Annotated in this window: 23 protein-coding genes and 1 tRNA gene; 7 read left to right on the top strand and 17 right to left on the bottom strand. The window is 71.7% G+C overall.

What is annotated here, in order from left to right; genetic code table 11:
- Window positions 1-120: 120 nt before the first annotated feature.
- A complete protein-coding gene (locus tag ACOJV9_RS03965; RefSeq protein WP_420183880.1) occupies window positions 121-882 on the bottom strand; it encodes an isoprenyl transferase in 762 nt (253 codons plus the stop codon).
- A 92-nt stretch (window positions 883-974) separates the two neighbouring features.
- Between ACOJV9_RS03965 and trhA the strand changes: the two genes are divergently transcribed.
- Window positions 975-1,682, top strand: a complete 708-nt coding sequence (trhA, locus tag ACOJV9_RS03960) for a PAQR family membrane homeostasis protein TrhA (protein ID WP_420183879.1) — start codon at window positions 975-977, stop codon at window positions 1,680-1,682.
- A 227-nt stretch (window positions 1,683-1,909) separates the two neighbouring features.
- On the opposite strand, the gene mca is transcribed toward trhA, so the two are convergent.
- Window positions 1,910-2,851: a mycothiol conjugate amidase Mca gene (gene mca / locus ACOJV9_RS03955; RefSeq protein ID WP_420183878.1), complete on the bottom strand. Its 942-nt coding sequence runs from the start codon at window positions 2,849-2,851 to the stop codon at window positions 1,910-1,912.
- A gap of 112 nt (window positions 2,852-2,963) precedes the next feature.
- Here mca and ACOJV9_RS03950 point away from each other — a divergent pair, with 112 nt between their 5' ends.
- Complete coding sequence (locus ACOJV9_RS03950; protein ID WP_420183877.1) at window positions 2,964-3,326, top strand: DUF4307 domain-containing protein; 363 nt, start codon at window positions 2,964-2,966, stop codon at window positions 3,324-3,326.
- A 155-nt stretch (window positions 3,327-3,481) separates the two neighbouring features.
- The gene (gene greA / locus ACOJV9_RS03945) at window positions 3,482-3,970 is read left to right on the top strand and encodes a transcription elongation factor GreA (protein ID WP_420183876.1); all 489 of its coding nucleotides are present in this window, start codon (window positions 3,482-3,484) and stop codon (window positions 3,968-3,970) included.
- A 100-nt stretch (window positions 3,971-4,070) separates the two neighbouring features.
- On the opposite strand, the gene ilvA is transcribed toward greA, so the two are convergent.
- From ilvA to ACOJV9_RS03920, 5 genes are read right to left on the bottom strand one after another with little or no spacing between them, the layout of a single operon-like run.
- Window positions 4,071-5,300, bottom strand: coding sequence for a threonine ammonia-lyase (gene ilvA / locus ACOJV9_RS03940; protein WP_420183875.1), 1,230 nt, complete (start codon window positions 5,298-5,300; stop codon window positions 4,071-4,073).
- 25 nt (window positions 5,301-5,325) lie between these two features.
- The gene (locus ACOJV9_RS03935) at window positions 5,326-6,174 is read right to left on the bottom strand and encodes an ABC transporter permease (RefSeq protein ID WP_420183874.1); all 849 of its coding nucleotides are present in this window, start codon (window positions 6,172-6,174) and stop codon (window positions 5,326-5,328) included.
- Complete coding sequence (locus ACOJV9_RS03930; RefSeq protein ID WP_420183873.1) at window positions 6,171-7,145, bottom strand: ATP-binding cassette domain-containing protein; 975 nt, start codon at window positions 7,143-7,145, stop codon at window positions 6,171-6,173. Before ACOJV9_RS03930 ends, ACOJV9_RS03935 begins: the two co-directional genes overlap by 4 nt.
- A gap of 34 nt (window positions 7,146-7,179) precedes the next feature.
- Window positions 7,180-8,508: a glutamate mutase L gene (locus ACOJV9_RS03925; RefSeq protein WP_420183872.1), complete on the bottom strand. Its 1,329-nt coding sequence runs from the start codon at window positions 8,506-8,508 to the stop codon at window positions 7,180-7,182.
- Between the two features lies 1 nt (window position 8,509).
- On the bottom strand, window positions 8,510-9,697 hold the full coding sequence (locus ACOJV9_RS03920; RefSeq protein WP_420183871.1) for a cystathionine gamma-synthase: 1,188 nt from the start codon (window positions 9,695-9,697) through the stop codon (window positions 8,510-8,512).
- Window positions 9,698-9,857: 160 nt separating this feature from the next.
- Here ACOJV9_RS03920 and msrA point away from each other — a divergent pair, with 160 nt between their 5' ends.
- Both msrA and ACOJV9_RS03910 read left to right on the top strand, forming a co-directional pair.
- Complete coding sequence (gene msrA / locus ACOJV9_RS03915; protein WP_420183870.1) at window positions 9,858-10,550, top strand: peptide-methionine (S)-S-oxide reductase MsrA; 693 nt, start codon at window positions 9,858-9,860, stop codon at window positions 10,548-10,550.
- Between the two features lie 52 nt (window positions 10,551-10,602).
- Window positions 10,603-11,175 (top strand): GNAT family N-acetyltransferase, encoded by a 573-nt coding sequence (locus ACOJV9_RS03910; protein WP_420183869.1) that lies wholly within the window; start codon window positions 10,603-10,605, stop codon window positions 11,173-11,175.
- Window positions 11,176-11,183: 8 nt separating this feature from the next.
- On the opposite strand, the gene ACOJV9_RS03905 is transcribed toward ACOJV9_RS03910, so the two are convergent.
- The 3 genes from ACOJV9_RS03905 to ACOJV9_RS03895 all read right to left on the bottom strand — a co-directional run bounded on the left by ACOJV9_RS03905 (window position 11,184) and on the right by ACOJV9_RS03895 (window position 15,230).
- A complete protein-coding gene (locus ACOJV9_RS03905) occupies window positions 11,184-11,465 on the bottom strand; it encodes a hypothetical protein (RefSeq protein WP_420183868.1) in 282 nt (93 codons plus the stop codon).
- Between the two features lie 237 nt (window positions 11,466-11,702).
- Complete coding sequence (locus ACOJV9_RS03900) at window positions 11,703-13,736, bottom strand: FAD-dependent oxidoreductase (RefSeq protein ID WP_420183867.1); 2,034 nt, start codon at window positions 13,734-13,736, stop codon at window positions 11,703-11,705.
- Window positions 13,737-13,853: 117 nt separating this feature from the next.
- Window positions 13,854-15,230 carry a cystathionine beta-synthase gene (locus ACOJV9_RS03895; RefSeq protein ID WP_420183866.1) on the bottom strand — a complete coding sequence of 459 codons (1,377 nt, stop codon included), beginning with the start codon at window positions 15,228-15,230 and terminating at the stop codon, window positions 13,854-13,856.
- A 159-nt stretch (window positions 15,231-15,389) separates the two neighbouring features.
- Here ACOJV9_RS03895 and ACOJV9_RS03890 point away from each other — a divergent pair, with 159 nt between their 5' ends.
- The gene (locus tag ACOJV9_RS03890; protein WP_420183865.1) at window positions 15,390-16,499 is read left to right on the top strand and encodes an SGNH/GDSL hydrolase family protein; all 1,110 of its coding nucleotides are present in this window, start codon (window positions 15,390-15,392) and stop codon (window positions 16,497-16,499) included.
- Here ACOJV9_RS03890 and ACOJV9_RS03885 read toward each other — a convergent pair.
- The 3 genes from ACOJV9_RS03885 to ACOJV9_RS03875 all read right to left on the bottom strand — a co-directional run bounded on the left by ACOJV9_RS03885 (window position 16,440) and on the right by ACOJV9_RS03875 (window position 17,776).
- Window positions 16,440-16,709 (bottom strand): hypothetical protein, encoded by a 270-nt coding sequence (locus ACOJV9_RS03885; RefSeq protein WP_420183864.1) that lies wholly within the window; start codon window positions 16,707-16,709, stop codon window positions 16,440-16,442. The genes ACOJV9_RS03890 and ACOJV9_RS03885 overlap by 60 nt on opposite strands.
- A gap of 3 nt (window positions 16,710-16,712) precedes the next feature.
- Window positions 16,713-17,570, bottom strand: coding sequence for a Bax inhibitor-1/YccA family protein (locus ACOJV9_RS03880; RefSeq protein ID WP_420184126.1), 858 nt, complete (start codon window positions 17,568-17,570; stop codon window positions 16,713-16,715).
- A 131-nt stretch (window positions 17,571-17,701) separates the two neighbouring features.
- Window positions 17,702-17,776, bottom strand: a tRNA-Leu gene (locus tag ACOJV9_RS03875).
- A gap of 110 nt (window positions 17,777-17,886) precedes the next feature.
- Between ACOJV9_RS03875 and ACOJV9_RS03870 the strand changes: the two genes are divergently transcribed.
- On the top strand, window positions 17,887-18,588 hold the full coding sequence (locus ACOJV9_RS03870; RefSeq protein WP_420183863.1) for a TetR/AcrR family transcriptional regulator: 702 nt from the start codon (window positions 17,887-17,889) through the stop codon (window positions 18,586-18,588).
- On the opposite strand, the gene ACOJV9_RS03865 is transcribed toward ACOJV9_RS03870, so the two are convergent.
- From ACOJV9_RS03865 to eno, 4 genes are read right to left on the bottom strand one after another with little or no spacing between them, the layout of a single operon-like run.
- The gene (locus tag ACOJV9_RS03865; protein ID WP_420183862.1) at window positions 18,566-19,528 is read right to left on the bottom strand and encodes a Ppx/GppA phosphatase family protein; all 963 of its coding nucleotides are present in this window, start codon (window positions 19,526-19,528) and stop codon (window positions 18,566-18,568) included. The genes ACOJV9_RS03870 and ACOJV9_RS03865 overlap by 23 nt on opposite strands.
- Window positions 19,525-20,046: a DUF501 domain-containing protein gene (locus ACOJV9_RS03860; RefSeq protein ID WP_420183861.1), complete on the bottom strand. Its 522-nt coding sequence runs from the start codon at window positions 20,044-20,046 to the stop codon at window positions 19,525-19,527. Before ACOJV9_RS03860 ends, ACOJV9_RS03865 begins: the two co-directional genes overlap by 4 nt.
- Window positions 20,043-20,582 (bottom strand): FtsB family cell division protein, encoded by a 540-nt coding sequence (locus ACOJV9_RS03855; protein WP_420183860.1) that lies wholly within the window; start codon window positions 20,580-20,582, stop codon window positions 20,043-20,045. The genes ACOJV9_RS03860 and ACOJV9_RS03855 overlap by 4 nt, the downstream gene beginning before the upstream one ends.
- Window positions 20,583-20,589: 7 nt before the next feature.
- Entirely contained in the window at window positions 20,590-21,885 is a 1,296-nt protein-coding gene (eno, locus tag ACOJV9_RS03850; protein ID WP_420183859.1) for a phosphopyruvate hydratase, read from the bottom strand.

The following is a 21,885-nucleotide window of genomic DNA, read 5'->3' as shown; positions in this document are numbered from 1 at the left end:
CCGTGGGATGCACCGACCGGCTCGGCGTGTCGGAAGCCTTCTCCGCGCGTTCATCTCCGCAGGAGCGAGCACCGCGCGACCGGTGTGACTGGTGTGACCGCTGGGGCGTAAACGTGCAGGTCAGGAGCCGAAGCGCCGGTGCCGTTCGCCATAGGCCCTCAGGGCGCGGAGGAAGTCGACCTTGCGGAAGTCTGGCCAGTAGGCCTCGCAGAAGTAGAACTCCGAGTGCGCGCTCTGCCACAGCAGGAAGCCCCCCAGCCGCTGCTCCCCCGAGGTGCGGATGACGAGGTCGGGGTCAGGCTGGCCCTTGGTGTAGAGGTGCTCGGCGATGTGCTCGACGTCGAGCACCTCGGCCAGCTCCTCGATGGTCGTGCCGCGGTCGGCGTGCTCGAGCAGGAGCGAGCGCACCGCGTCGGCGATCTCGCGCCGCCCGCCGTAGCCGACGGCGATGTTGACGAGCATGCGGTCGACGCCGGCGGTGCGCGAGGCGGCGGCCTCGAGCCGCTGGCGCGTCGCCTCGGGCAGGAGCGAGAGCGCCCCCACCGGGTGCAGCCGCCACCGCCCCGTGTCGGCCAGCGCGTCGACGGCCCGCTCGATGATGGCGAGCAGCGGCCGCAGCTCGCTCTCCTCGCGGCCGAGGTTGTCGGTCGAGAGCAGCCATAGCGTGACGACCTCGACGCCGACGTCCTCGCACCAGCCGAGCAGGTTCGCGATGTTGTCGGCACCGGCCTGGTGTCCCTCGCTCGCCCCGGCCCCCCGGGCCCGTGCCCACCGACGGTTGCCGTCGAGCATCACCCCGACGTGTCGCGGGACGCTCTCGGGGCCCAGCTGCTTGGCCAGTCGGCGCTCGTATGCCGTGTAGAGGACATCGCTGAGCGCCATGCCCGTCACCGTACCGCCGGGACGTCGTGGGAGACGGAGGGCACAGGCCTGCGGCTCCGAACCTACGCAAACGTAGGTATCGTGGTCGCATCATGAGCAGACGTGGCGAACCCCGCAGCCTCGAGGCGATCGACGCCCTCGAGGAGCGCGTCGACGCCGTCCTCGACGCGGTCAAGCCGAAGCTGAGGGGCTGGCTGCACCTCGCCATGGCGCCCATCGCCTTCGTCGGCGGGCTGGTGCTCGTGGTCCTCGGCGAGACCGTCGAGGCGCGCGCCGCAGCCGCGGTCTTCACCGTCACGGCGGTCCTGCTGTTCGCGATGTCCGCGGTCTACCACCGTGGCGACTGGTCACCGAAGTGGGGCACCGCCCTGAAGCGGATCGACCACTCCAACATCTTCCTCGTCATCGCGGGCAGCTACACCCCCTTCGCCCTGCTCCTGCCCACCAACCAGATGCGCACCCTGCTCGGGATCGTCTGGGGCGGGGCCCTGCTCGGCGTGGCGTTCCGCCTGCTGTGGGTGCACGCTCCCCGGTGGCTCTACGTGCCGGTCTACGTCGCGCTCGGCTCAGTCGCGGTGTTCTTCCTCGGGCCCCTGCTGCGCCACGCCGGGACGACCGTCGTGTCGCTGGTCGTCACGGGAGGAGTCCTCTACACGATGGGCGCCGTCGTCTACGGGATCAAGCGGCCCAACCCGTCCCCGCGATGGTTCGGGTTCCACGAGATCTTCCACAGCCTGACGATCCTGGCGTTCGTCACCCACTACATCGCCGCGTCGATCGCGCTCTACGACCGCGTCTGACTCGCCCCGCGCGACGCTCGCAGCCTCCTCTTCCGCTGCCTTCTGGCGGTAGGACATGCGCCGCAGCCGCGCGTTCATGTTGCGCATGAGCAGCCACAGGGCCACCGCGAGGAAGACGAACGCGAGGAACGCCCACAGGCCCGGTGCCGCCTGCTGGCTGGGGGTCAGCCCCTCAGCAGGGCTGGGGCTGGGGCTCGGGGTGGTTGCCACGGACCACAGTGCGGCGCTCATGCCGTGCGCTCCTTGCGTCCGTCATGCTCGAGGGTGAGGGTGCCGGACGTCGCCATCGCGTCCGCCTCGGCGACGTCGGTGGGCAGGCCGGCGAAGAGGTCGTCCTCCCCCTCGACGATGGGCACGTAGGACATCCCGGCCTCGTAGTCCTCCCAGGGCCAGACCCGCGCCTGCTCCGCGCGGGAGACCTTGAAGAAGCTGCCGTCGGGGTCGACCTGGGTGGCGTGCGCGAGCAGGGCGGCGTCCCGACGGTCGAACCACGCGTCGCACCGCACCCGGGTGGTGACCGTGCGCTCGCGCTCCGGCGGCCAGTTCTCGAGCCACGCGGCATACGGGCTCTCCTCACCGAGCGCGGTGAGGGCCTCGTGGAACGCGACCACGCGACCACGGCTGAAGGTCTGGTTGTAGTAGATCTTCAGCGGCTGCCACGGCTCGCCCGCGGAGGGGTAGGCCGTCGGGTCGCCGGCCGCCTCGAACGCGGCCATCGAGACGGTGTGGCACATGATGTGGTCGGGGTGCGGGTAGCCGCCGTTCTCGTCGTAGGTCGTCATGACGTGGGGGCGGAAGCGGCGGATCTCGCGGACGAGCGCCTCGGTCGTCACCTCGAGGGGCTCGAGGGCGAAGCAGCCCTCGGGCAACGGCGGCAGCGGGTCACCCTCGGGCAGTCCCGAGTCGACGAAGCCGAGCCAGGTGTGCTGGACGCCGAGGATCTCCTGGGCTCGCTTCATCTCGTCGCGGCGGACCTGGGCGAGGTCGCGCAGGATGTGCGGGTCGTCGGCCAGCTGCGGGTTGAGCACGTCACCGCGCTCCCCGCCGGTGCAGGAGACGACGAGGACGTCGTGGCCCTCGTCGACGTACTTCGCCATCGCGGCCGCACCCTTGCTGGACTCGTCGTCGGGGTGCGCGTGCACGCACATCAGGCGGAGGCGTTCTGCCACGGGAGGGTCCTTCATGGTCGGCGGGCCGCACAGGCGACAATGGAATCGATCCATCTTCGCACTCCGTTCCCGGAGCCTGCGCCGCCCCTGCCTCCCGCACCCAGGACCGTCCATGCCGCTCCCCCCTCCCGCGCCCGGCACCACCCGCTGGTGGGTCGTCGGTGGGGTCGGCATCGCCGCCGCCGTCGCGGTCATCGTCTGGTTCGGGCTCGCCTCCGCGAACGCGCTGGGCGCCGACGTGACGGACTACAAGGTCGTCTCGGACTCGGAGATGACGCTCGGCTACGACGTGCACCGTCCTGACGGTGCCGCCGTGCGCTGCACGGTCGAGGCCCAGGACGTCCGGCACGGGCGGGTCGGGACGGTCACCGACCTCGTCCCTGCCGGGGCGCGGTCGGTGCACCGGGAGGTGGTGGTCCGCACGAGCGCGAGGGCGGTCACCGGGGTCGTCGCCTCCTGCGTGCGCCTGCCCTGATCGGGAAGTTTGCTATCCTGTTTCTTTGCAGCATCGGGTCTGGGGCCCACGGACCAGCACGGTTCCGGCCCCGGACCTTTTCACGTAGGACCACCACCCTCTTGGCCCCGGCGGCGTCGTCGCCCGGTCAAGGGCACCCCAAGGAGTGAACTTCAGTGAGCGAGACCGTCGTCAAGGCGAGCTACCTGACCCAGGAGGCGTTCGACCGCCTCAAGGCCGAGCTCGAGGAGCTGTCCGGCCCGGGTCGGGCCGACATCGTCGCCAAGATCGAGGCCGCCCGCGAAGAGGGCGACCTCAAGGAGAACGGCGGCTACCACGCGGCGCGCGAGGAGCAGGGCAAGATGGAGGCCCGCATCCGCCAGCTGACCCAGCTGCTCGACAACGCCATCATCGGCGAGACCCCCGCGGACGACGGCATCGTCGAGCCCGGCATGGTCGTCACCGTGGAGATGTTCGGCGAGGAGGAGACCTTCCTCCTCGGGTCGCGCGAGATCGCCGACCCCGACCTCCAGGTCTACAGCGAGCAGTCGCCCATCGGTTCCGCCGTCAACGGCAAGCAGGCCGGTGACTCGACGAGCTACTCGGCGCCCAACGGCAAGCAGATCGACGTCAAGATCCTGTCGGCCAAGCCCTACGCCGGCTGAGCGCCACCCCCGACACCTTCGACGTGCCGCCTCCCCTCGGGGGGCGGCACGTCGTGCGTCGCGGAGCCGGACCGGGGTCCGGTCGAACCGGGCCGCCTGCTCAGTGCTGCTCGATGACGGTGTAGCCCTTGGCCCGCATCGCGTCGAGGACGCGGGCGCAGTGCTCGGGCCCACGCGTCTCGAGGCGCAGCGCGATCTCGACCTCGTCGACGTTGATCTGCGGCCCGGTGCGGATGTGCTCGATCTCGAGGATGTTGGCGTCCACACCCGCGCAGTCGGCAAGGATGCCGGCGAGCGACCCGGGGGTGTCGGGCACGCGCACGGCGAACTGCAGGTAGCGGCCGGCCGCCACCATGCCGTGGCGGATGATCCGCAGCATGAGGAGCGGGTCGATGTTCCCGCCGGAGAGGACCGCGACGACGGGGCCCTCCACCTCGCCGACCTCGGCGTTCTCGAGGAGCCAGCCGACGGCCGAGGCCCCCGCCGGCTCGACGACGAGCTTGGCCCGCTCGAGCAGGAAGAGCAGGGCGCGGGACATCCCGCCCTCGCTCACGGTCTCGACGCTGTCGACCATGTCGCGCACCACCGGGAAGGTGACGTCGCCGGGGAGCCCCACCGCGATGCCGTCGGCCATGGTGGACATCTTCTCCGCCGCCAGCGGGTGGCCCGCCGCCAGGGAGGCGGGATAGGCGGCGGCCTGCTCGGCCTGCACCCCGATGATGCGGACGTCGGGTCGGAGCTCGCGCATCGCGATCGCGATTCCGGCCAGGAGCCCACCGCCCCCGAGCCCGACCACGACGGTCTTGACGTCGGGGCACTGCTCGAGGATCTCGAGACCGCAGGTGCCCTGCCCCGCGACGATGTCGTGGTGGTCGAAGGGATGGATGAGGACCGCTCCGCTCTCCTGCGCCCAGGCCCGGGCGTGCACGAGGCTCTCGTCGAGGGTCTGGCCGACCTGCACGATCTCGGCGCCGTAGGCCTTGGTCGCCTGGACCTTGGGCATCGGCGCCCGCACCGGCATGTAGACCTTGACGTCGATGCCGAGCATCTGGCCCGCGAGCGCGACCCCTTGGGCGTGGTTGCCGGCGCTGGCGGCGACGACGCCGCGTGCCTTCTCCTCGGGCGTCAGCCGCGACATGCGCGTGTAGGCCCCGCGGATCTTGAACGACCCGGCGCGCTGGAGGTTCTCGCACTTGAGGAAGACGTCGGCACCCACGCGCTCGGACAGCCCGCGGTTGAACTCCATCGGTGTGGGAGCGATGACGGTCGAGAGCAGGTCGGCGGCAGCGCGGATCTCGGCCACCGTCACCGTTGACGTGGGTGAGGTCATGGCGCGAGGGTATCGCCGCGCCGACTCAGTCCGTCGTGCGGTTGTTGAAGGCGCGCAGCGCGAGCGGCGCGATGACTGCGGTGATCGCCACCGACCAGAGCAGCGTCGCCAGCTCCGGGTTGTGCAGAGGCCACGGCGCATCGGCGCGGACCGCAGACCCGGCCACGCCCCAGTTGTCCCGCAGCGCCTGGGTGAGGGCACTGATCGGGTTCCACTCGGCCATGGTCCGCAACCACGAGGGCATGACGTCGGTGCGGGCGAACGCGTTGGAGAGGAAGGTGATCGGGAAGATCGTCGTGAACATCAGCCCGTTGACCGCCTCGACCGAGCGCATGGCCGAGCCGACGAGGATGCCGACCCAGATCATCGCGAAGCCGAAGAGGAGCAGGAGCCCGTAGCCGAGCAGGCCCTTGAGCACCCCCTCGCCGATCCGCCAGCCGATGAACAGACCGGTGACCGACATGACGGCGACGCCGATGCTCGAGTGGATGAGCGCGGCGATCGAGCGGGACACGAGGATCGACGAGCGCCGGATCGGCAGCGAGCGCAGGCGGTCGACCATCCCCTTGCCGATGTCGGTGTTGAGGCCGATCGCGACGATGAAGGCGCTGAACGCGATCGTCTGCGCCATGATGCCCGGCAGCAGCCACGGCTTGTAGTCGACGCCCGGCACGTTGATCGAGCCGCCGAAGACGTAGGCGAAGAGCAGCACGAACATCACCGGCTGGATCGTGACGTCGGTGAGCATCTCGGGCTGGCGCTTGATGTGGGTGAGGTTGCGCCGGACGAGGGTGAGGATCTGACGCACCTGGCCGGCGCCGCTCGGGCGGGGGGCGGTCCGGTCGAGCACGGCGGTCTGCGTGACGGCACTCATGCCGACACCTCCTCGTTGCTGGTGTCTTCTGCCTTGTGCCCGGTGAGGGCGAGGAAGACGTCGTCGAGGCTGGGGCGCTGCATGCCCAGGTCGTCGACGTCGATGCCGGCCTCGTCGAGCCGGCCGGCGATGCTGGCGAGCGCCGCGACGTCGCCGCCGGGAGCGACGAGCTTGCGGGCGTCCGCGTCGACGTGGATGTCGCCGACGACGCCGCGCAGCATCTCGGCCGCCTGGTGCACCTGGTCGTGGCGCGACACCGTGACGACGAGGCTGGCGGCGCCCGACTGGTCCTTGAGCTGCAGCGGCGTCCCTTGCGCGATGATCCGCCCGTGGTCGATGACGACGATGTTGTCGGCGAGCTGGTCGGCCTCGTCAAGGTACTGGGTGGTGAGCAGGAGCGTCGTACCGTCGCGCACCAGACCGCGCAGCACGTCCCAGAGCTCGACCCGGCTGCGCGGATCCAGGCCGGTCGTCGGCTCGTCGAGGAACAGCACGGCCGGCGCGGCGATGAGGCTGACGGCCAGGTCGATGCGCCGCCGCATGCCGCCGGAGTAGTCCTTGACCACCTTGTCTCCGGCCTCGCCGAGCGAGAAGCGCTCGAGCAGCTCCTCGGTGCGCGAGCGCACCAGCTTGCGGGGCAGACCGTAGAGGTCGCCGATGAGCCGCAGGTTCTCGCGACCGGTGAGCAGGTCGTCGACCGTCGCGCTCTGGGCCGTCAGGCCCATGCTGGCCCGCACCGCCTCGGGCTCGGTGACGACGTCGTGACCCGCGACCCGCGCCGAGCCGCTCGTGGGGATCGCCAGCGTCGTCATCATCCGCACGGTGGTCGTCTTGCCGGCGCCGTTGGGGCCGAGGAGACCGAAGACCGACCCCCGGGGAACCTCGAAGCTGACGTCGTCGACGGCGGTGAAGTCGCCGAAGCGCTTGACCAGGCCGACGGCCTCGATGACGGGAGCGGTGTCTGCACTCATGCTCTCGAGGGTAGGACCGACCCCCGACAGCCGCCTACGCCTTCTCGGAATCCCGCGCCAGCGTGGCCGCGAGCGCGCGAGCCGCCAGGGGGTGCCGGCCGGCGAGCAGACCACACGCGAACAGCACGTATGCCGTGTCCTCACCGTGCGCAGCCGTCGCCGGGAGCGTCCACCCGCCGCCGTGGTCCGCCAGCACCGCCGTGAGGACCTCGTCGCCCAGGGCGGCTGGACCGTGCCGGAACACGCCGCCGGACCCGAGGAGCAGGCCCACGTCGGCCAGGGGTCGCGGCCGGTCCCCCGCCGCCCGCGATCGTCCGTGACGACGGGCCGCGACGGTCGCCGCCACCCGGGCCAGGGCGCACTCGTGCGCCCACTCCTCGTCGGTGGAGGCGCGGTGCGAGGTCACCGACGCGACGTGCACGGCGTACGCGCGCGTGTCGTCCGCGAGCGGGAGGTTCTCGCGGTCGGCGGCCTCGACGATGCCCAGGGCGTTCCAGCGCATGCCGAGATCGGCTTCGACGGTGCGCTCCTGCCACAGCGAGCCCGCGACGTCACGCTCGATGCGGGCGTCCTCGCCCTGGGGCCGGAGCACCGAGTAGACGTCGGTGGTCGCGCCGCCGATGTCGACGACGAGCACGTCCTCCCCGAAGACGTCGGCGAGCAGCTCGACCCCGGCCAGCACCGCGTCCGGCGTGGCCGCGCGCACGAGCTCGGTGAAGCCCCTGCCCCGGGACAGGCCCTTGCCCCCGATGACGTGCTCGAGGAACGCCTCACGGATCGCCGACCGTGCCTCGTGCGGCGCGATGACCCCGATGCGGGGCAGCACGTTGGCCGTCACCACGTGTCGCCGGCCGGTGCGGGACAGCGCCTGCGACACCTCGTCGGCCGCCTCGGCGTTGCCGGCGACGACGACGGGCATGCTCACGCGGGCCGAGGCCAGGCGAGCAGCGTTGTGCCGCAGCACGTCCGCGTTGCCACCGTCGGTCCCCCCGACGAGGAGCACGAGGTCGGGTGAGGCCGCACGCAGCTGCCGGACCCCGTCCCCGTCGAGCAGCCCGGAGGACACGTGGACCACCCGGCCACCGGCCGACAAGGCCACGCGGTGCCCGGCCTCGGCGGTCACCTCCCGCTCGTAGCCCACCACCGCGATCCGCAGCCCGCCGCCGGCGGAGGAGCAGACGAGCGTCTCGGCGACCGGTCCGTGGGCGGCGAGCTCACGGCATACGGCGTCGACACCGTCCATGACGTCGGGCTCGACCGTCGTCGGCGACGACGCGGCGCCCACGAGGGCGCCGGTCGACACGTCGACGAGGACGGCTTTGGTGAAGGTCGACCCGACGTCGACGCAGAGTGCGAGCGTCACCTCAGGTGAGCCGGTCGAGCGCCTGCTTCAGGTCCGCGATGAGGTCCTCGACGTCCTCGATGCCGACGGAGAGGCGGATGAGGTCGGAGGGGACCTCGAGCTCGGTTCCCGCGACGGACGCGTGGGTCATGCGGCCCGGGTGCTCGATGAGCGACTCGACGCCGCCGAGTGACTCGCCGAGGGTCCAGATCTGCGTCTCGGCGCACACCTTGACCGCCACGTCCTCGCCGCCCCTGACCCGGAACGCGACCATGCCTCCGAAGCGCCTCATCTGGCGCTTGGCGACCTCGTGGCCGGGGTGGTCGGGCAGGCCCGGGTAGTGCACCGCCGTGACGCCCTCGTGGCCCTGGAGGAACTCGACGACCTTCTCGGCGTTGTCGCTATGGCGCTCCATCCGGACCGCGAGCGTCTTGAGGCCACGCTGGACGACCCACGAGTCGAACGGCCCGGCGACCGCGCCCATCGAGTTCTGGTGGAAGGCGACCCGGTCGCTGGCCGACTCGTCGCCGAACCACGGCACCGTGACGCCGTGCCCGACGACGACCGCGCCACCGACGACGTCGGAGTGGCCGCCGCAGTACTTCGTCGTCGAGTGCACGACGAGGTCCGCGCCGAGGGAGAGCGGCTGCTGGAGGTACGGCGAGGCGAAGGTGTTGTCGACGACGAGCAGGGCGCCCGCCTCGTGGGCGATGGCGGCGAGCGCCTCGATGTCGGCGATGCCGAGCAGCGGGTTGGTCGGGGTCTCGACCCACACGACCCGGGTCCTCCCGGGCTGGATCGCGGCGCGGACGGCGTCGTCGTCCCCCATGGGGGCGATGGAGTGCTCGACGCCCCAGTGCTTGAGGACCGTGTTGAACAGGCGGTACGTGCCACCGTAGGCGTCCGAGGGCACGACGACGTGGTCGCCGGGGGCGAGCAGCGCGCGCAGGACGGTGTCCTCGGCGGCGAGCCCCGAGGCGAACGCGAACGCGCGCTCCCCGCCCTCGAGGGCGGCGAACCCGGTCTCGAGCGCGGTGCGCGTCGGGTTGGCGCTGCGGCTGTACTCGTAGCCGTTCCGGAACCCGCCGATCCCGTCCTGCTTGTAGGTCGAGGTCTGGTAGATCGGGGTGACGACGGCGCCGGTCGTCGGGTCCGGGTCCTGACCGGCGTGGAGGGCGCGGGTGGAGAAGCCGAGGGTCTCGTCAGTCATGCCCACAGGGTATGCCGCGCCCTCCGCCTCCCCGGCGCCGAGCCTCATCTGCCTGAGGCGGACGCCCACGTCTGCCTCAGGCACACGAGGCGAGGAACAATGCGCGTGTCGCGGCGTTGAACTCCTCAGACCCCCGCTGTCGCACCGTCAGGAGTGCCCCATGTTCGGCTCGCGCGCCAAGACCACCATGCCCACCGCCGCCGAGGCCCTGTCCGGCCGCGCGACGCGGCCCTTCACGGTGCCCACGACCCACGAGGTGCTCGGCACGCCACTCGAGGGGCCGTGGCCGGAGGGCACCCAGGTGCTCTACGTCGCCATGGGCTGCTTCTGGGGGGCCGAGCGCATCTTCTGGCAGCTGCCGGGCGTGGTGACGACGGCTGCGGGCTACACGGGAGGCTTCACGCCGAACCCGACCTACGAGGAGACCTGCACCGGACGCACCGGCCACGCCGAGTCCGTCCTCGTCGCCTACGACCCGGCCCAGACCTCCCCCGAGCTGCTCCTCAAGGCCTTCTGGGAGAACCACGACCCCACCCAGGGCAACCGGCAGGGCAACGACATCGGGACGGCATACCGCTCGGCGATCTTCTGGACGACCCCGGAGCAGGAGGCCGCCGCGCAGGCGACCCGCGAGGCGTTCCAGGGTGAGCTCACCCGCGTCGGTGCCGGCGAGATCACGACCCAGCTCGCGCCGGCCGAGGAGGCCGGGCCGTTCTGGTACGCCGAGGACTACCACCAGCAGTACCTCCACAAGAACCCGAACGGCTACTGCAACCACGGCCCCAACGGCCTGACCTGCCCGATCGGCGTCGCGAACCTCCCGGCGCAGACCGACGTCCTTCCGCCCACCTGAGCGTTCGCGCAGTCGGTATGCCGTCACGCACCTCGCGTGGCACAGTGCCAGCGTGACCACGGACTTCACGGCCAAGCCCACGCTGAAGGGCGATCTCGTCACCCTGCGCCCGATCCGCGCGGAGGACGCCGAGCTCGTCGATGCGATCATCCGCGGCGACGACGAGATCGCCCGGCTCACGGGTTCGGTGCACTCCAGCACCGACGAGCCGATGACCCTGCCGCTGGACGAGCTCCGGGAGATCTACGGCCGCTGGGCCGTCGCCGATGACCGGCTCGTCCTCGGCGTGGTCGACAACGCGAGCGGTGGCCTCGTCGGCGAGGTCGTCCTCGCCGGCTGGGACGAGGGGAACCGGTCGTGCTTCTTCCGCACCTTCGTCGGCGCTGCCGGCCGGGGACGCGGGCTGGGAACGGAGGCGACCCGGCTCGTGGTCGACCACGGGTTCCGCGTGCTCGGGCTGCACCGGATCACGCTGGAGGTCTACGACGTCAACCCGCGGGCGCGACACGTCTACGAGAAGGTCGGCTTCGTCCACGAGGGCACGGGTCGAGAGGCGCTGCTGCTCGACGGCGAGTGGATCGACGTGCACTACATGGCGGTGCTCGAGTCCGACTGGGTGTCGTGAGGCACGGGTCAGAAGGCGCGGGCGAGCGTGAGGACCAGGCCCAGGACGGCGGCGGTGGCGAGGCAGGCGAAGCCGGCGATCCGCAGCGGCGCGCCGACCTTCCAGTGGTCGGTGGGGCCGGGCGCCTCGAAGCCCGGGTGGCTGCCGACGTCCGAGGATCCCGCGGGGCCACCGAAGCCACCCCGGATCTCGGCCACGGGGCGGGCCCGGCGCATGAGGACGAACCCCACGCCCAGCAGGACCATCCCCGCCACGGCGAGGAGGACGACCAACCACCACCAACCTGTCATGGTGCGAAGCGTCCCACGGCGCATCGGTCGGTCGACTCTTCAGCCTCGCCCCAATCCACCTTGGAGGGCTCCGACACCTCCCTTGGTGGCGCAGTGTCTTTGCTCCGCCTCGTGGAGCACGGACACCCCCATGCGCATCCGCATGGCGACGCACATGGGGGTGTCCTTGCATCGCCACGCGGAGCAAAGGCACGTCGCAGGGCGGTGGGAATGAGGCCCTACCCGAATGCCGCTCTCTCAGAGGCGAGCAGCGAGCTCGGTGCCCTGTCGGATCGCCCGCTTGGCGTCGACCTCGGCCGCGACGTCGGCGCCCCCGATGACGTGAACCGGTATGCCTGAGGGCGCGAGCTCGTCGGCCAGCGTGCGGACGGACTCCTGCCCGGCGCAGAGCACGACCGTGTCGACCGGGATGACGCGCGGCGGCGGGGCGTCCTCGCCCTCCCCGAACGACACGTGCACACCGGCGTCGTCGATGCGGTCGTAGGTCACCCCCGTCACCTGCTCGACACCCTTGGCCCTCAGGGCCGCCCGGTGCACCCATCCCGTGGTCCTGCCGAGCCCCTTCCCGATGCTCGTGGACCGGCGCTGCAGGAGGACGACCTCGTGCTGGGGAGTCTCGACGACCGCGGGAGCCAGCCCACCCCGGGTCAGGGCCGGATCTCCGACACCCCACTCGGCCCGCCAGAGGTCGAGGTCGAGCGTCGCCGAGGGCTGGGCCGTGAGGAACTCGCTGACGTCGACCCCGATGCCACCGGCACCGATGACGGCGACCCGAGGGCCGGCCTCGCGCTCGCCGCGGACCAGCTCGGCATAGGTCATGACGCTGGGGTGGTCGACCCCCGGGATCGACGGGACGCGTGGCTCGACCCCGGTCGCGACGACGACCTCGTCGAAACCGCCGTCCCGCAACTCCTCGGCGGTGACCCGTCGGCCGGTGTGCAACCGCACGCCCGTCACCTCGATCCGCCGCCGGAAGTAGCGCACCGACTCCGAGAACTCCTCCTTGCCCGGGATGCGCTGGGCGATGGCGAACTGGCCGCCGATGTGGTCGCGTGCCTCGAAGAGGTCGACGGAGTGACCGCGCTCGGCCAGGGTCGTGGCGCAGGCGAGGCCGGCCGGGCCGGCTCCGACGACGGCCACCTTCCGGGCCCGGCGCGTCGGCCCGAGGACGAGCTCGGTCTCGTATGCCGCGCGCGGGTTGAGCAGGCACGTCGCCCGCTGCTTGCGGAAGGTGTGGTCCAGGCAGGCCTGGTTGCAGGCGATGCAGGTGTTGATCTCGTCGCTGCGCGACTCGGCCGCCTTGCGGACCCAGTTCGGATCGGCGAGGAAGGGGCGGGCGAGCGACACGAGGTCGGCGTCACCCGCACCGAGGATCGACTCGGCGACCTCGGGCATGTTGATGCGGTTCGTCGCGATGACCGGCAGCGACGTCTCGGACTTCAGGCGGGCGGCATACGAGACGAAGGCGGCACGCGGGACGGAGGTGACGATCGTCGGGACGCGCGCCTCGTGCCAGCCGATGCCGAGGTTGAGCACCGAGGCGCCGGCGGCCTCGACCTCGCGCGCCAGCGCCGCGACCTCGTCCCAGGTCTGCCCGTCGGGCACGAGGTCGACGGCGGAGATGCGGTAGACGACGAGGAAGTCCTCCCCCACCTCCTCGCGGATGCGCCGCACGACCTCGACGGCGAGGCGGCGGCGCTTCTCCGCCGTCCCGCCCCAGGCGTCGGTGCGCTGGTTGGTGCGCGGCGCGAGGAACTGGTTGATGAGGTAGCCCTCGGACCCCATGACCTCCACGCCGTCGTAGCCGGCCTCCCGCGCGAGCCGCGCCGCGCGCACGAACGCCGCGATGGTGCGCTCGATCCCTCGTGACGACAGGGCGCGCGGCCGGAACCTCGAGATCGGGCTCTGAAGCGCGGACGGGGCGACGCACCACGGCGTGTAGGCGTAGCGCCCAGCGTGCAGCAGCTGGAGCGCGATCCGCCCGCCCTCCGCGTGCACGGCGTCGGTGAGGACGCGGTGCTGGCGGGCCTCACGCCGGGTGGTCAGCTTCGAGGCCAGCGGCAGGAGCGTGCCCTCGATGTTGGGGGCGAACCCGCCGGTGATGATGAGCCCCGCACCGCCCCGGGCCCGCTCGGCGAAGAACTCCGCGAGCTTCGGGAAGTCCCGCGCACGGTCCTCGAGCCCGGTGTGCATCGACCCCATGACGACCCGGTTCGGCAGGGTGAGGTGACCGAGGTCGAGGGGCGCGAGGAGGTGCGGGTAGGCAGTCACTACTCGAGAGTAGGGACACCACCCCCGGGCCGCTGCACCGTCCGGATGTGTTCTCGCTCTCTGTCCTGCGTCGCCGGGCCGCCCGTTGGCCGGGGCAGGGCCGGCGGCCGGCAGGGGTCAGTCGACGAGGTGGGACAGCAGGTCGGCGCGGGTGAGGACGCCGACCGGCTTGCCGTCCTCGATGACGAGCACGGCGTCGGCGGTCTCGAGCTCGTGGCGCGCCGTCGCGACCGGCTCGCCGGCGCCGACGAGGGGCAGCCCCTTGCCCATGTGCTTCTCGACCGAGTCGTGCAGGGTCGCCTTGCCGACGAAGAGCAGCTCGAGCAGCTCGCGCTCGCTCACCGACCCGGCCACCTCACCGGTCATCACCGGGGGCTCGGCCTTGACGACCGGCATCTGGGAGACGCCGTACTCGCGCAGGATCTCGATGGCGTCGCGGATGGTCTCGCCGGGGTGCGTGTGCACGAGCGCGGGCATGTCGCCGGACTTGGCGTGCAGGACGTTGCCGACGGTCGTCGTGGCGTCGGAGTGCATGAACCCGTAGGAGCTCATCCAGTCGTCGCTGAAGATCTTCGACATGTAGCCACGCCCGGAGTCCGGCAGCAGGACGACGACGACGGCCTCGGCCGGCAGGTCCTTGGCGACCTCGAGGGCCGCGACGACCGCCATCCCGCAGGAGCCGCCGACGAGCAGGCCCTCCTCGCGGGCGAGGCGACGGGTCATCTCGAAGGAGTCGGCGTCCGAGACGGCGACGATGCGGTCGACGACCTCGGGGTCGTAGGCGCTCGGCCAGAAGTCCTCACCGACCCCCTCGACGAGGTAGGGGCGGCCGGTGCCGCCGGAGTAGACCGAGCCTTCGGGGTCGGCGCCGATGATCTCGACGCGGCCACCCTCGCGTTCGGCGCTCTGCTCACGCAGGTAGCGGCCGGTGCCGGTGATGGTGCCACCGGTGCCGACGCCCGCGACGAAGTGCGTGAGGCGACCGTCGGTGTCGTCCCAGATCTCGGGACCGGTGGTCTCGTAGTGGGAGGCCGGACCGTTGGGGTTGGAGTACTGGTCCGGCTTCCAGGCGCCCTCGGTCTCACGCACGAGGCGGTCGGAGGTCGAGTAGTAGGAGTCCGGGTGGTCCGGCGACACGGCGGTCGGGCACACGACGACCTCGGCGCCGTAGGCCTTGAGGACGTTGCGCTTGTCCTCGCTCACCTTGTCCGGGCACACGAAGATGCACTTGTAGCCCTTGCGCAGCGCCACGAGAGCCAGGCCGACCCCGGTGTTGCCGCTCGTCGGCTCGACGATGGTGCCACCCGGCTTGAGCGCGCCCGACGCCTCGGCCGCCTCGACCATCTTGACGGCGATGCGGTCCTTCACGGACCCCCCGGGGTTCATGTACTCGACCTTGGCCAGGACCGTCGCGGCGATCCCGTCCGTGACGGAGTTCAGCTTGACGAGTGGGGTGTTGCCCACGAGGTCGACGATGTGCTCGGCATACTTCATGACCCCAGTCTCCCATCCCGCGCTCCCTGCCACACACCCTCACACCCGGGCGTATGCCGTCCGGTCGCCCACGCTTCTCCCACCGGATCCCGGGGAGGGAACACCGCTGTCCGCCGAGCGCGTTAGCGTGGAGGAAAGCACCGAGAGCGACGAGGAGACATGGGACGCGCGCGACGGGCACGCAAGATCGCCGCAACGGCCGCCTACGGAGGCGGTGGACTGGCTGCGGCCAGTGCTGCGCTCGGTGCGGTCGGCTACGGCGTCATCAAGGCCGAGGCACGCCTCGCGCGCCGCATCGTCGGCCGGCCGTTCGACACCTCCCCCGACGACGACGGCACCTACGGCGCCGGTCCGGGCGAGCCCGTGGAGCTGCTCGTCCTCGGTGACTCGAGCGCGGCCGGCATGGGCGCGGTCCAGCCGCACGAGACCGTGGGCGGCATCATCGCCAACGGCGTCAGCGCCCTCATGGGCCGACGCGTGCACCTCACCAACGCCGCCGTCGTGGGCGCCGAGTCGAGCGACCTCGAGCGCCAGCTCGCCGAGGGCCTGGAGTCGATCACCCGCCCCGACGTGGTCGTCATCATGGTCGGCGCCAACGACGTCACCCACCGCATCGACCGCGCGACCGCCGTCCGTCATCTCGAGGTGACGGTGCGTCGGATCCGCTCCCTCGGCAGCGAGGTCGTCGTCGGGACCTGCCCCGACCTCGGCACCATCGAGCCCCTGGCCCAGCCGCTGCGCATGCTCGCCCGCCGGTGGAGCCGGGACCTCGCCGCGGCTCAGACGATCGCCGTCGTCGAGGCCGGAGGGCGCACGGTCTCGCTCGGCGACCTGCTCGGCCAGGAGTTCGCGGCCTCGCCCTCCACGATGTTCAGCGAGGACCGCTTCCACCCCTCGGCCGCCGGATACGCCCGGGCCGCCGCCGCCCTGCTGCCGTCGGTCTGCGCGGCGCTCGGGGTCTGGGGCCAGGACACGGCCGACCGGGCACCGGAGGCCCGACGCGGCGAAGGCGTCGGCCCGGTGGCCATCGCCGCCGGCCAGGCCGTGAAGGACGCCGGCACCGAGGTCGCCCCCACCGAGGTCGGCGGGCAGGCCCGGGGACCTCGCGGGCGATGGGCCGTGCTGCTCCGCCGCCGGCCGGACGTCGTGACCACGGCCCTCGACCCGCAGCCCGACCTCGACGCCGGGGTCGACCCGGCGCGCGCGGCCTCAGGGCAGCCGGCGCCTCAGCTCACCGAGCCGGGCAGCGAGCTCGGGCACGCCCGCTGAGGCGGCGTCCCACACGAGGACGCGCAGCTGGTCGATGAGCACGGCCGGGCCGAGCTCGGGCACGGGCTGGCGCGCGGTGACGTCGGCGAGGTCCTGCACGACCTCACGCACGGCCCCGGACGCAGCGAGCGCGTGGTCCGCGGACAGCTCACGCCACCTGCGGACCACGCGCTCGAGCTCCCGAGAGACGTCCTCAGGCAAGCGGTTCACGAGTCACTCGCGCAGGCGGGCGAACAGCCGCAGGAACTCGATGTAGAGCCAGACGACGGTGACGATGAGGCCGTGGGCGAGCAGCCAGCTGTACTTCTGCGGGGCGCCGGTCGCGATGGCCCGGTCGATCATGTCGAAGTCCAGTGCCAGCGACACCGAGGCCAGGCCGACGGCGAACAGCGAGATGCCGATGCCGAGAGCTCCACTGCCGCCGATGCCGAAGGCCGTGTTGGTGATCCACGCGAAGGCGACGTTGACGAGGGCGAAGATGGCGTAGCCGAAGATCATCATCGTGACGATCCGGCGGAACTTGTCGGTGACCTTGATGAGCCCGCTCTTGTAGGCGAGGAACATGCCGGCGAAGGTCGCCGCCGTGGCCAGCGCCGCCGTCGGCACGACACCGTCGTAGGCCGCCTCGAAGACCTGGCTCACGGCCCCCACGAACAGGCCCTCGAGCACGGCGTACGCGACGATCAGCGGGACGCTGAGGGTCTTCTTGAACGCGATGACGAGCCCGAGCCCGAGCGTGCCGAACATGCCGCCGAGCAGCAGGATCATGCCGAGGCCGGGGTTCTGGGCGGCCACGACCCAGCCGACGGCGCCGAAGCCGAGGACGAGGGCGAACAGGCCCAGCGTCTTCATGATGACGTCGTCCATGGTGACGCGACCGGTGTCCACCGGACCCGCCGTGGGTGAGTTGTACATGTCCTGGAGCTGCTGCTGCGAGCCCCAGGTGTCCGCCCCGCCCTGCTGGGCGTGGGGGGCGTTGCCGGGGTTCGTGGCAGCGCCACGCTCCTGGAAGCTGGCGTAGCCGGACCGAGCGTCCTGCTCGAGCCGGTTGAATGCCGGGTTGCTGGCCATCGGGTCCTCCGTGATGGTCACGTCGCGGCGGAGATCACCGCGTTCTCTCCCATTCAATCGTGCGGGGGGCTCCGCATGTTCCCGGGACACGTCACCTGTGGGCAACGATCACGGGCGATGCGGAGCCGCGGTGCCCCCGACGGGGGTCGAACCCGCACCTGTGGCGATTTTAAGTCGCCTGCCTCTGCCAGTTGGGCCACGGGGGCGAGGCCACCCTATGACGACTACGAGCCATGTCCGAGGAACCATCGTTGCGCCGGGGCTACGGCGAGTAGGGTCCGAGACCCGTACGCAGCAGATCGGACGTCACCCCCGCATGATCTCCTCCACCGCCGACCCGACCGCCGAGAGCCGGCGCCGCGGGCCGAAGAAGGGCACGCCCCGGGCGCCGCGCATGCGCCGCGAGGACCGTGAGCGCCAGCTGCTCGACGTCGCCGAGGCCGTCTTTGCCGAGCACGGCTACCAGGAGACGACGATGGAGCTCATCGCCGCCGAGGCGGGCATCACGAAGCCGGTGATCTACGACCACTTCGGCTCCAAGGAGAACCTCCTCGTCGCCGTCGTCGCCCGCGCCCGCGAGGACCTGCTCGCCTCGACCGGGGCAGCCCTCGCGGCGATCCCCGACGGCTCCCCCGTCGAGGACTACTTCCGGGCCGGGGTGCGCTCGTTCATGCGGTTCTTCGAGCAGCGGCGCGGCAGCTTCCGCGTCTACATGCAGGAGTCCGCCGTCGCCGTCGTGGCGGGCGCCGACATCGAGAACCTCCGCCGCGCCCAGGCTCGTGAGATCGCCGAGCGGTTCGGGGACGTCCCCGCGATCGCCGCGTACCCCCTGCCGTACCGCGAGGCGATGGCCGAGATCATCATCGCGACCAACGAGCGCGTCGCCGGATGGCGGCTGCGCAACCCCGAGATCGACCTCGAGACCGCGGTCGACATCGTCATGGCCGTGCTGTGGAACGGCTTCCGGTCCTACAGCCCCGACAACGTGCCGGACGTCAGGGCCGACGGACGCAGCTGAGGGCGATCCCGTCGAGGATGTCGTGCTCCGAGGTGACGACCTGCGCGTCGGGCGAGCGCTGGAGCACGCGGCCCAGCACCTCGTGCCACACGAGGGCGCCGGCACCGATGACATCGACGCGACCGGGATGCATGAAGCCCAGGGCGGCGCGGCCGTCCCGCGTCATGTGCAGCAGGGCCTGCGCCGCCTCCCGCTGCTGCTGCGGGAAGTGCCGCGCGAGGTGGATCCTGCTGGGCTCGTATGCCGCAAGCCCCAGGACGTGCGCCGTGACGGTGGTGATGCTGCCGGCCAGGCCCACGACCGTCGCGACTCCCTCGAGGTCGACGACCTCCTCGGCCGCGTCGAGGGCGACGCCGACGTCGGCCGTGGCGGCGGTGACCTCCGCGGCGGTCGGCGGGTCGCCGTGGAGGTGCCGCTCGTGGATGCGGACCGACCCGACGTCGACCGAGCGCGCGCTCTCGACGGTGTCGGTCCCCCGCACGAGCTCCGTCGAACCGCCGCCGAGGTCGACGACGAGGTAGGGACCCTCGATGCCGGCGGCCCGCAGGTCACCGGTCGAGCCGGTGAACGACAGGTTCGCCTCCTCGTCGCCACTGACCACCTCGGGCGAGACGTCGAACCCCGCCGCCGCGAAGGCCTGCTCGACGCCGCGGACGAACTCGCTCGCGTTGCGCGCGTCGCGCGAGGCCGAGGTGGCGACGAAGCGCACACGGGAGACGTCGTGCTCGCGGCACTGGACGGCATACGCGCTCGTCTGTCGCAGGGTGCGCTCCATGGCGACCGGGTCGATCGAGCCGGTGCGGTCGACGCCGTAGCCGAGCCGGACCACCTCGGTGGTGCGCACGACGTCGGTCAGCGAACCTGAACCGTCGATGTCGGCCACGAGGAGACGGATCGAGTTGGTGCCGCAGTCGACCGCCCCGACGCGGGTGGTGCTCACGGGCCCTCGACCAGCTCGGTGCAGGGGTGGACGGACCACCACTCGGGCAGCATCGCGAGGGCCTCGTCACCGAGGGGGTTGACCCCCTCGCCGACGGAGAGCGAGTGGGCGACGAGCACGTGGAGGCACTTGACGCGCGACGGCATGCCCCCGGCGCTGATGCCGTCGATCTCGTCGACGTGGCCGAGCTCCGTGCGGCGGGCGAGGTAGTCCTCGTGCGCCGTGGCGTAGCGCTGCGCGAGGTCGGGGTCCTGCTCGAGCCGGTCGCTCATCTCGCGCATGACGCCCTCGGACTCGAGGGTGCTGATCGCACCCGTGAGGCGAGGGCAGGTGGCGTAGAACGACGTCGGGAACGGCGTGCCGTCGGGCAGGCGAGGAAGGGTGCGCAGGACGTCGGGCTCCCCGCACGGGCAGCGGTGCGACACCTCGACCACGCCGCGCGGGATGCGGCCGAGCTGCCGCTCGACGGCGTCGAGGTCCTCCTGGGTGACCGGCTCGCGGTCGGCTCCCCCGGTCACCGGCGCTGGTTGGACGGCACGTCGGCCACCTGCATCGAGGACCACACGGTGTCGTACCAGGGCTCGGCCGCGTCGCCGCCGTGGGCGACGGAGCCGGTGGCGTCCTTCTGCTCCGGGTCGAGGACGGTGTAGGAGGTTTCGCCGACCTTGACGAACTTCAGGCGGGTGCGCGCCTGCTGCTCGACGTAGGCGGGGTCGGCCCAGCGAGCCTGCTCCTGCTTCAGCTCCTCGACTCCGCGCTGCTGCTGCGAGACCTTGTCCCGCAGCGCCTCGATGTCGGACTGCTGCTGCAGGTAGGCGCGCAGGGTGGGTGCGACGAGGATGACGAGGAAGAGCAGGACGATCCCGAAGCTCACCCGGCGCACCGTCCGGCGGTTGGCCTTGGCGGAGCTGATCCGGTTCCGCCAGCCCGCCGCCGCCGTGCTGGCGGCCCGGCCGAGGGCCGCCTGACGGGCCGAGCGGGCACGCGGGGCGGGTCGCTTGGACGCCGGACGTCGCGGGGACGATCCGGGTCCGCGGCTGCTCCCGCGTGCCATCCGCTCCTCAGGCCTTCTGACGGGCGGCGAAGCGCGGGAAGGCGGCGGCTCCGGCGTACTCGGCGGCGTCGTCCAGCTCCTCCTCGATGCGCAGGAGCTGGTTGTACTTGGCCACTCGCTCCGAGCGGGCCGGGGCTCCGGTCTTGATCTGGCCGCAGTTCGTCGCCACCGCGAGGTCGGCGATCGTCGTGTCCTCGGTCTCTCCCGAGCGGTGGCTCATCATGCAGCGGAAGCCGGCCCGGTGGGCCATCTCGACGGCGTCGAAGGTCTCGGTGAGCGAGCCGATCTGGTTGACCTTGACGAGGAGGGCGTTGGCCGTACCGGTCTCGATGCCGCGGGAGAGCCGCTCGGGGTTGGTGACGAAGAGGTCGTCACCGACGAGCTGCACCCGGTCACCGAGGCGGTCGGTCATGGCCTTCCAGCCGTCCCAGTCGTCCTCGTCCAGCGGGTCCTCGATGGACACGAGGGGGTAGTCCTCGACGAGCCCGGCGTAGTAGTCGATCATCTCGGCCGACGTCTTCGAGCCGCCCTCGAAGGTGTAGCCGGTGCCCTCCTCGTAGAACTCGCTGGCCGCGACGTCGAGCGCGAGCGCGATCTGGTCCCCGGCGGTGTAGCCCGCGCGGTCGATGGCCTCGAGGATGAGGTCGAGGGCGGCCCGGTTGCTGTCGAGGTTGGGGGCGAAGCCGCCCTCGTCACCGAGGCCCGTGGACAGGCCCTTCTCCTTGAGGACGGCCTTGAGCGCGTGGTAGACCTCGGCGCCCCAGCGCAGCGCCTCGCGGAAGGTCTCGGCGCCGATCGGCGCGATCATGAACTCCTGGATGTCGACGTTGGAGTCCGCGTGCGAGCCACCGTTGAGGATGTTGAGCATCGGCACGGGCAGCACCCGGGCGTTCGGACCGCCGAGGTAGCGGAAGAGCGGGAGGCCGGCCGACTCGGCGGCGGCCTTGGCGACCGCGAGGCTCACGCCGAGGATCGCGTTGGCGCCGATCTTCTCCTTGTTCTTGGAGCCGTCGATGGCGATCATCTCGGCGTCGATGAGGCGCTGGTCGTGGGCCTCGAAGCCGAGGAGCTTGGGACCGAGGTCGTCGATGACCGCGTCGACGGCCTTCTCGACGCCCTTGCCGAGGTAGCGGTTCTTGTCGCCGTCGCGGCGCTCCGCGGCCTCGAAGGCCCCGGTGGACGCTCCGCTGGGGACGGCCGCACGCGTGATGGTGCCGTCGTCGAGGGCGACCTCGACCTCGACGGTGGGGTTGCCTCGCGAGTCGAGGATCTCGCGTGCTCCGACGGCGTCGATGCTGGCCAC

The sequence above is a fragment of the Knoellia terrae genome (assembly GCF_048606435.1).
Lineage (GTDB): Bacteria > Actinomycetota > Actinomycetes > Actinomycetales > Dermatophilaceae > Knoellia > Knoellia terrae.
This window is presented reverse-complemented; position numbering and strand designations above follow the sequence as displayed.

Coding starts and splice junctions, on each gene's coding strand:
- ACOJV9_RS03965 (WP_420183880.1), bottom strand. CDS start 882: ATGGCGCTCAGCGATGTCCTCTACACGGCATACGAGCGCCGACTGGCC.
- trhA (WP_420183879.1), top strand. CDS start 975: ATGAGCAGACGTGGCGAACCCCGCAGCCTCGAGGCGATCGACGCCCTC.
- ACOJV9_RS03950 (WP_420183877.1), top strand. CDS start 2,964: ATGCCGCTCCCCCCTCCCGCGCCCGGCACCACCCGCTGGTGGGTCGTC.
- ilvA (WP_420183875.1), bottom strand. CDS start 5,300: ATGACCTCACCCACGTCAACGGTGACGGTGGCCGAGATCCGCGCTGCC.
- ACOJV9_RS03935 (WP_420183874.1), bottom strand. CDS start 6,174: ATGAGTGCCGTCACGCAGACCGCCGTGCTCGACCGGACCGCCCCCCGC.
- ACOJV9_RS03930 (WP_420183873.1), bottom strand. CDS start 7,145: ATGAGTGCAGACACCGCTCCCGTCATCGAGGCCGTCGGCCTGGTCAAG.
- ACOJV9_RS03920 (WP_420183871.1), bottom strand. CDS start 9,697: ATGACTGACGAGACCCTCGGCTTCTCCACCCGCGCCCTCCACGCCGGT.
- msrA (WP_420183870.1), top strand. CDS start 9,858: ATGTTCGGCTCGCGCGCCAAGACCACCATGCCCACCGCCGCCGAGGCC.
- ACOJV9_RS03905 (WP_420183868.1), bottom strand. CDS start 11,465: ATGACAGGTTGGTGGTGGTTGGTCGTCCTCCTCGCCGTGGCGGGGATG.
- ACOJV9_RS03895 (WP_420183866.1), bottom strand. CDS start 15,230: ATGAAGTATGCCGAGCACATCGTCGACCTCGTGGGCAACACCCCACTC.
- ACOJV9_RS03890 (WP_420183865.1), top strand. CDS start 15,390: ATGGGACGCGCGCGACGGGCACGCAAGATCGCCGCAACGGCCGCCTAC.
- ACOJV9_RS03880 (WP_420184126.1), bottom strand. CDS start 17,570: ATGGCCAGCAACCCGGCATTCAACCGGCTCGAGCAGGACGCTCGGTCC.
- ACOJV9_RS03870 (WP_420183863.1), top strand. CDS start 17,887: ATGATCTCCTCCACCGCCGACCCGACCGCCGAGAGCCGGCGCCGCGGG.
- ACOJV9_RS03855 (WP_420183860.1), bottom strand. CDS start 20,582: ATGGCACGCGGGAGCAGCCGCGGACCCGGATCGTCCCCGCGACGTCCG.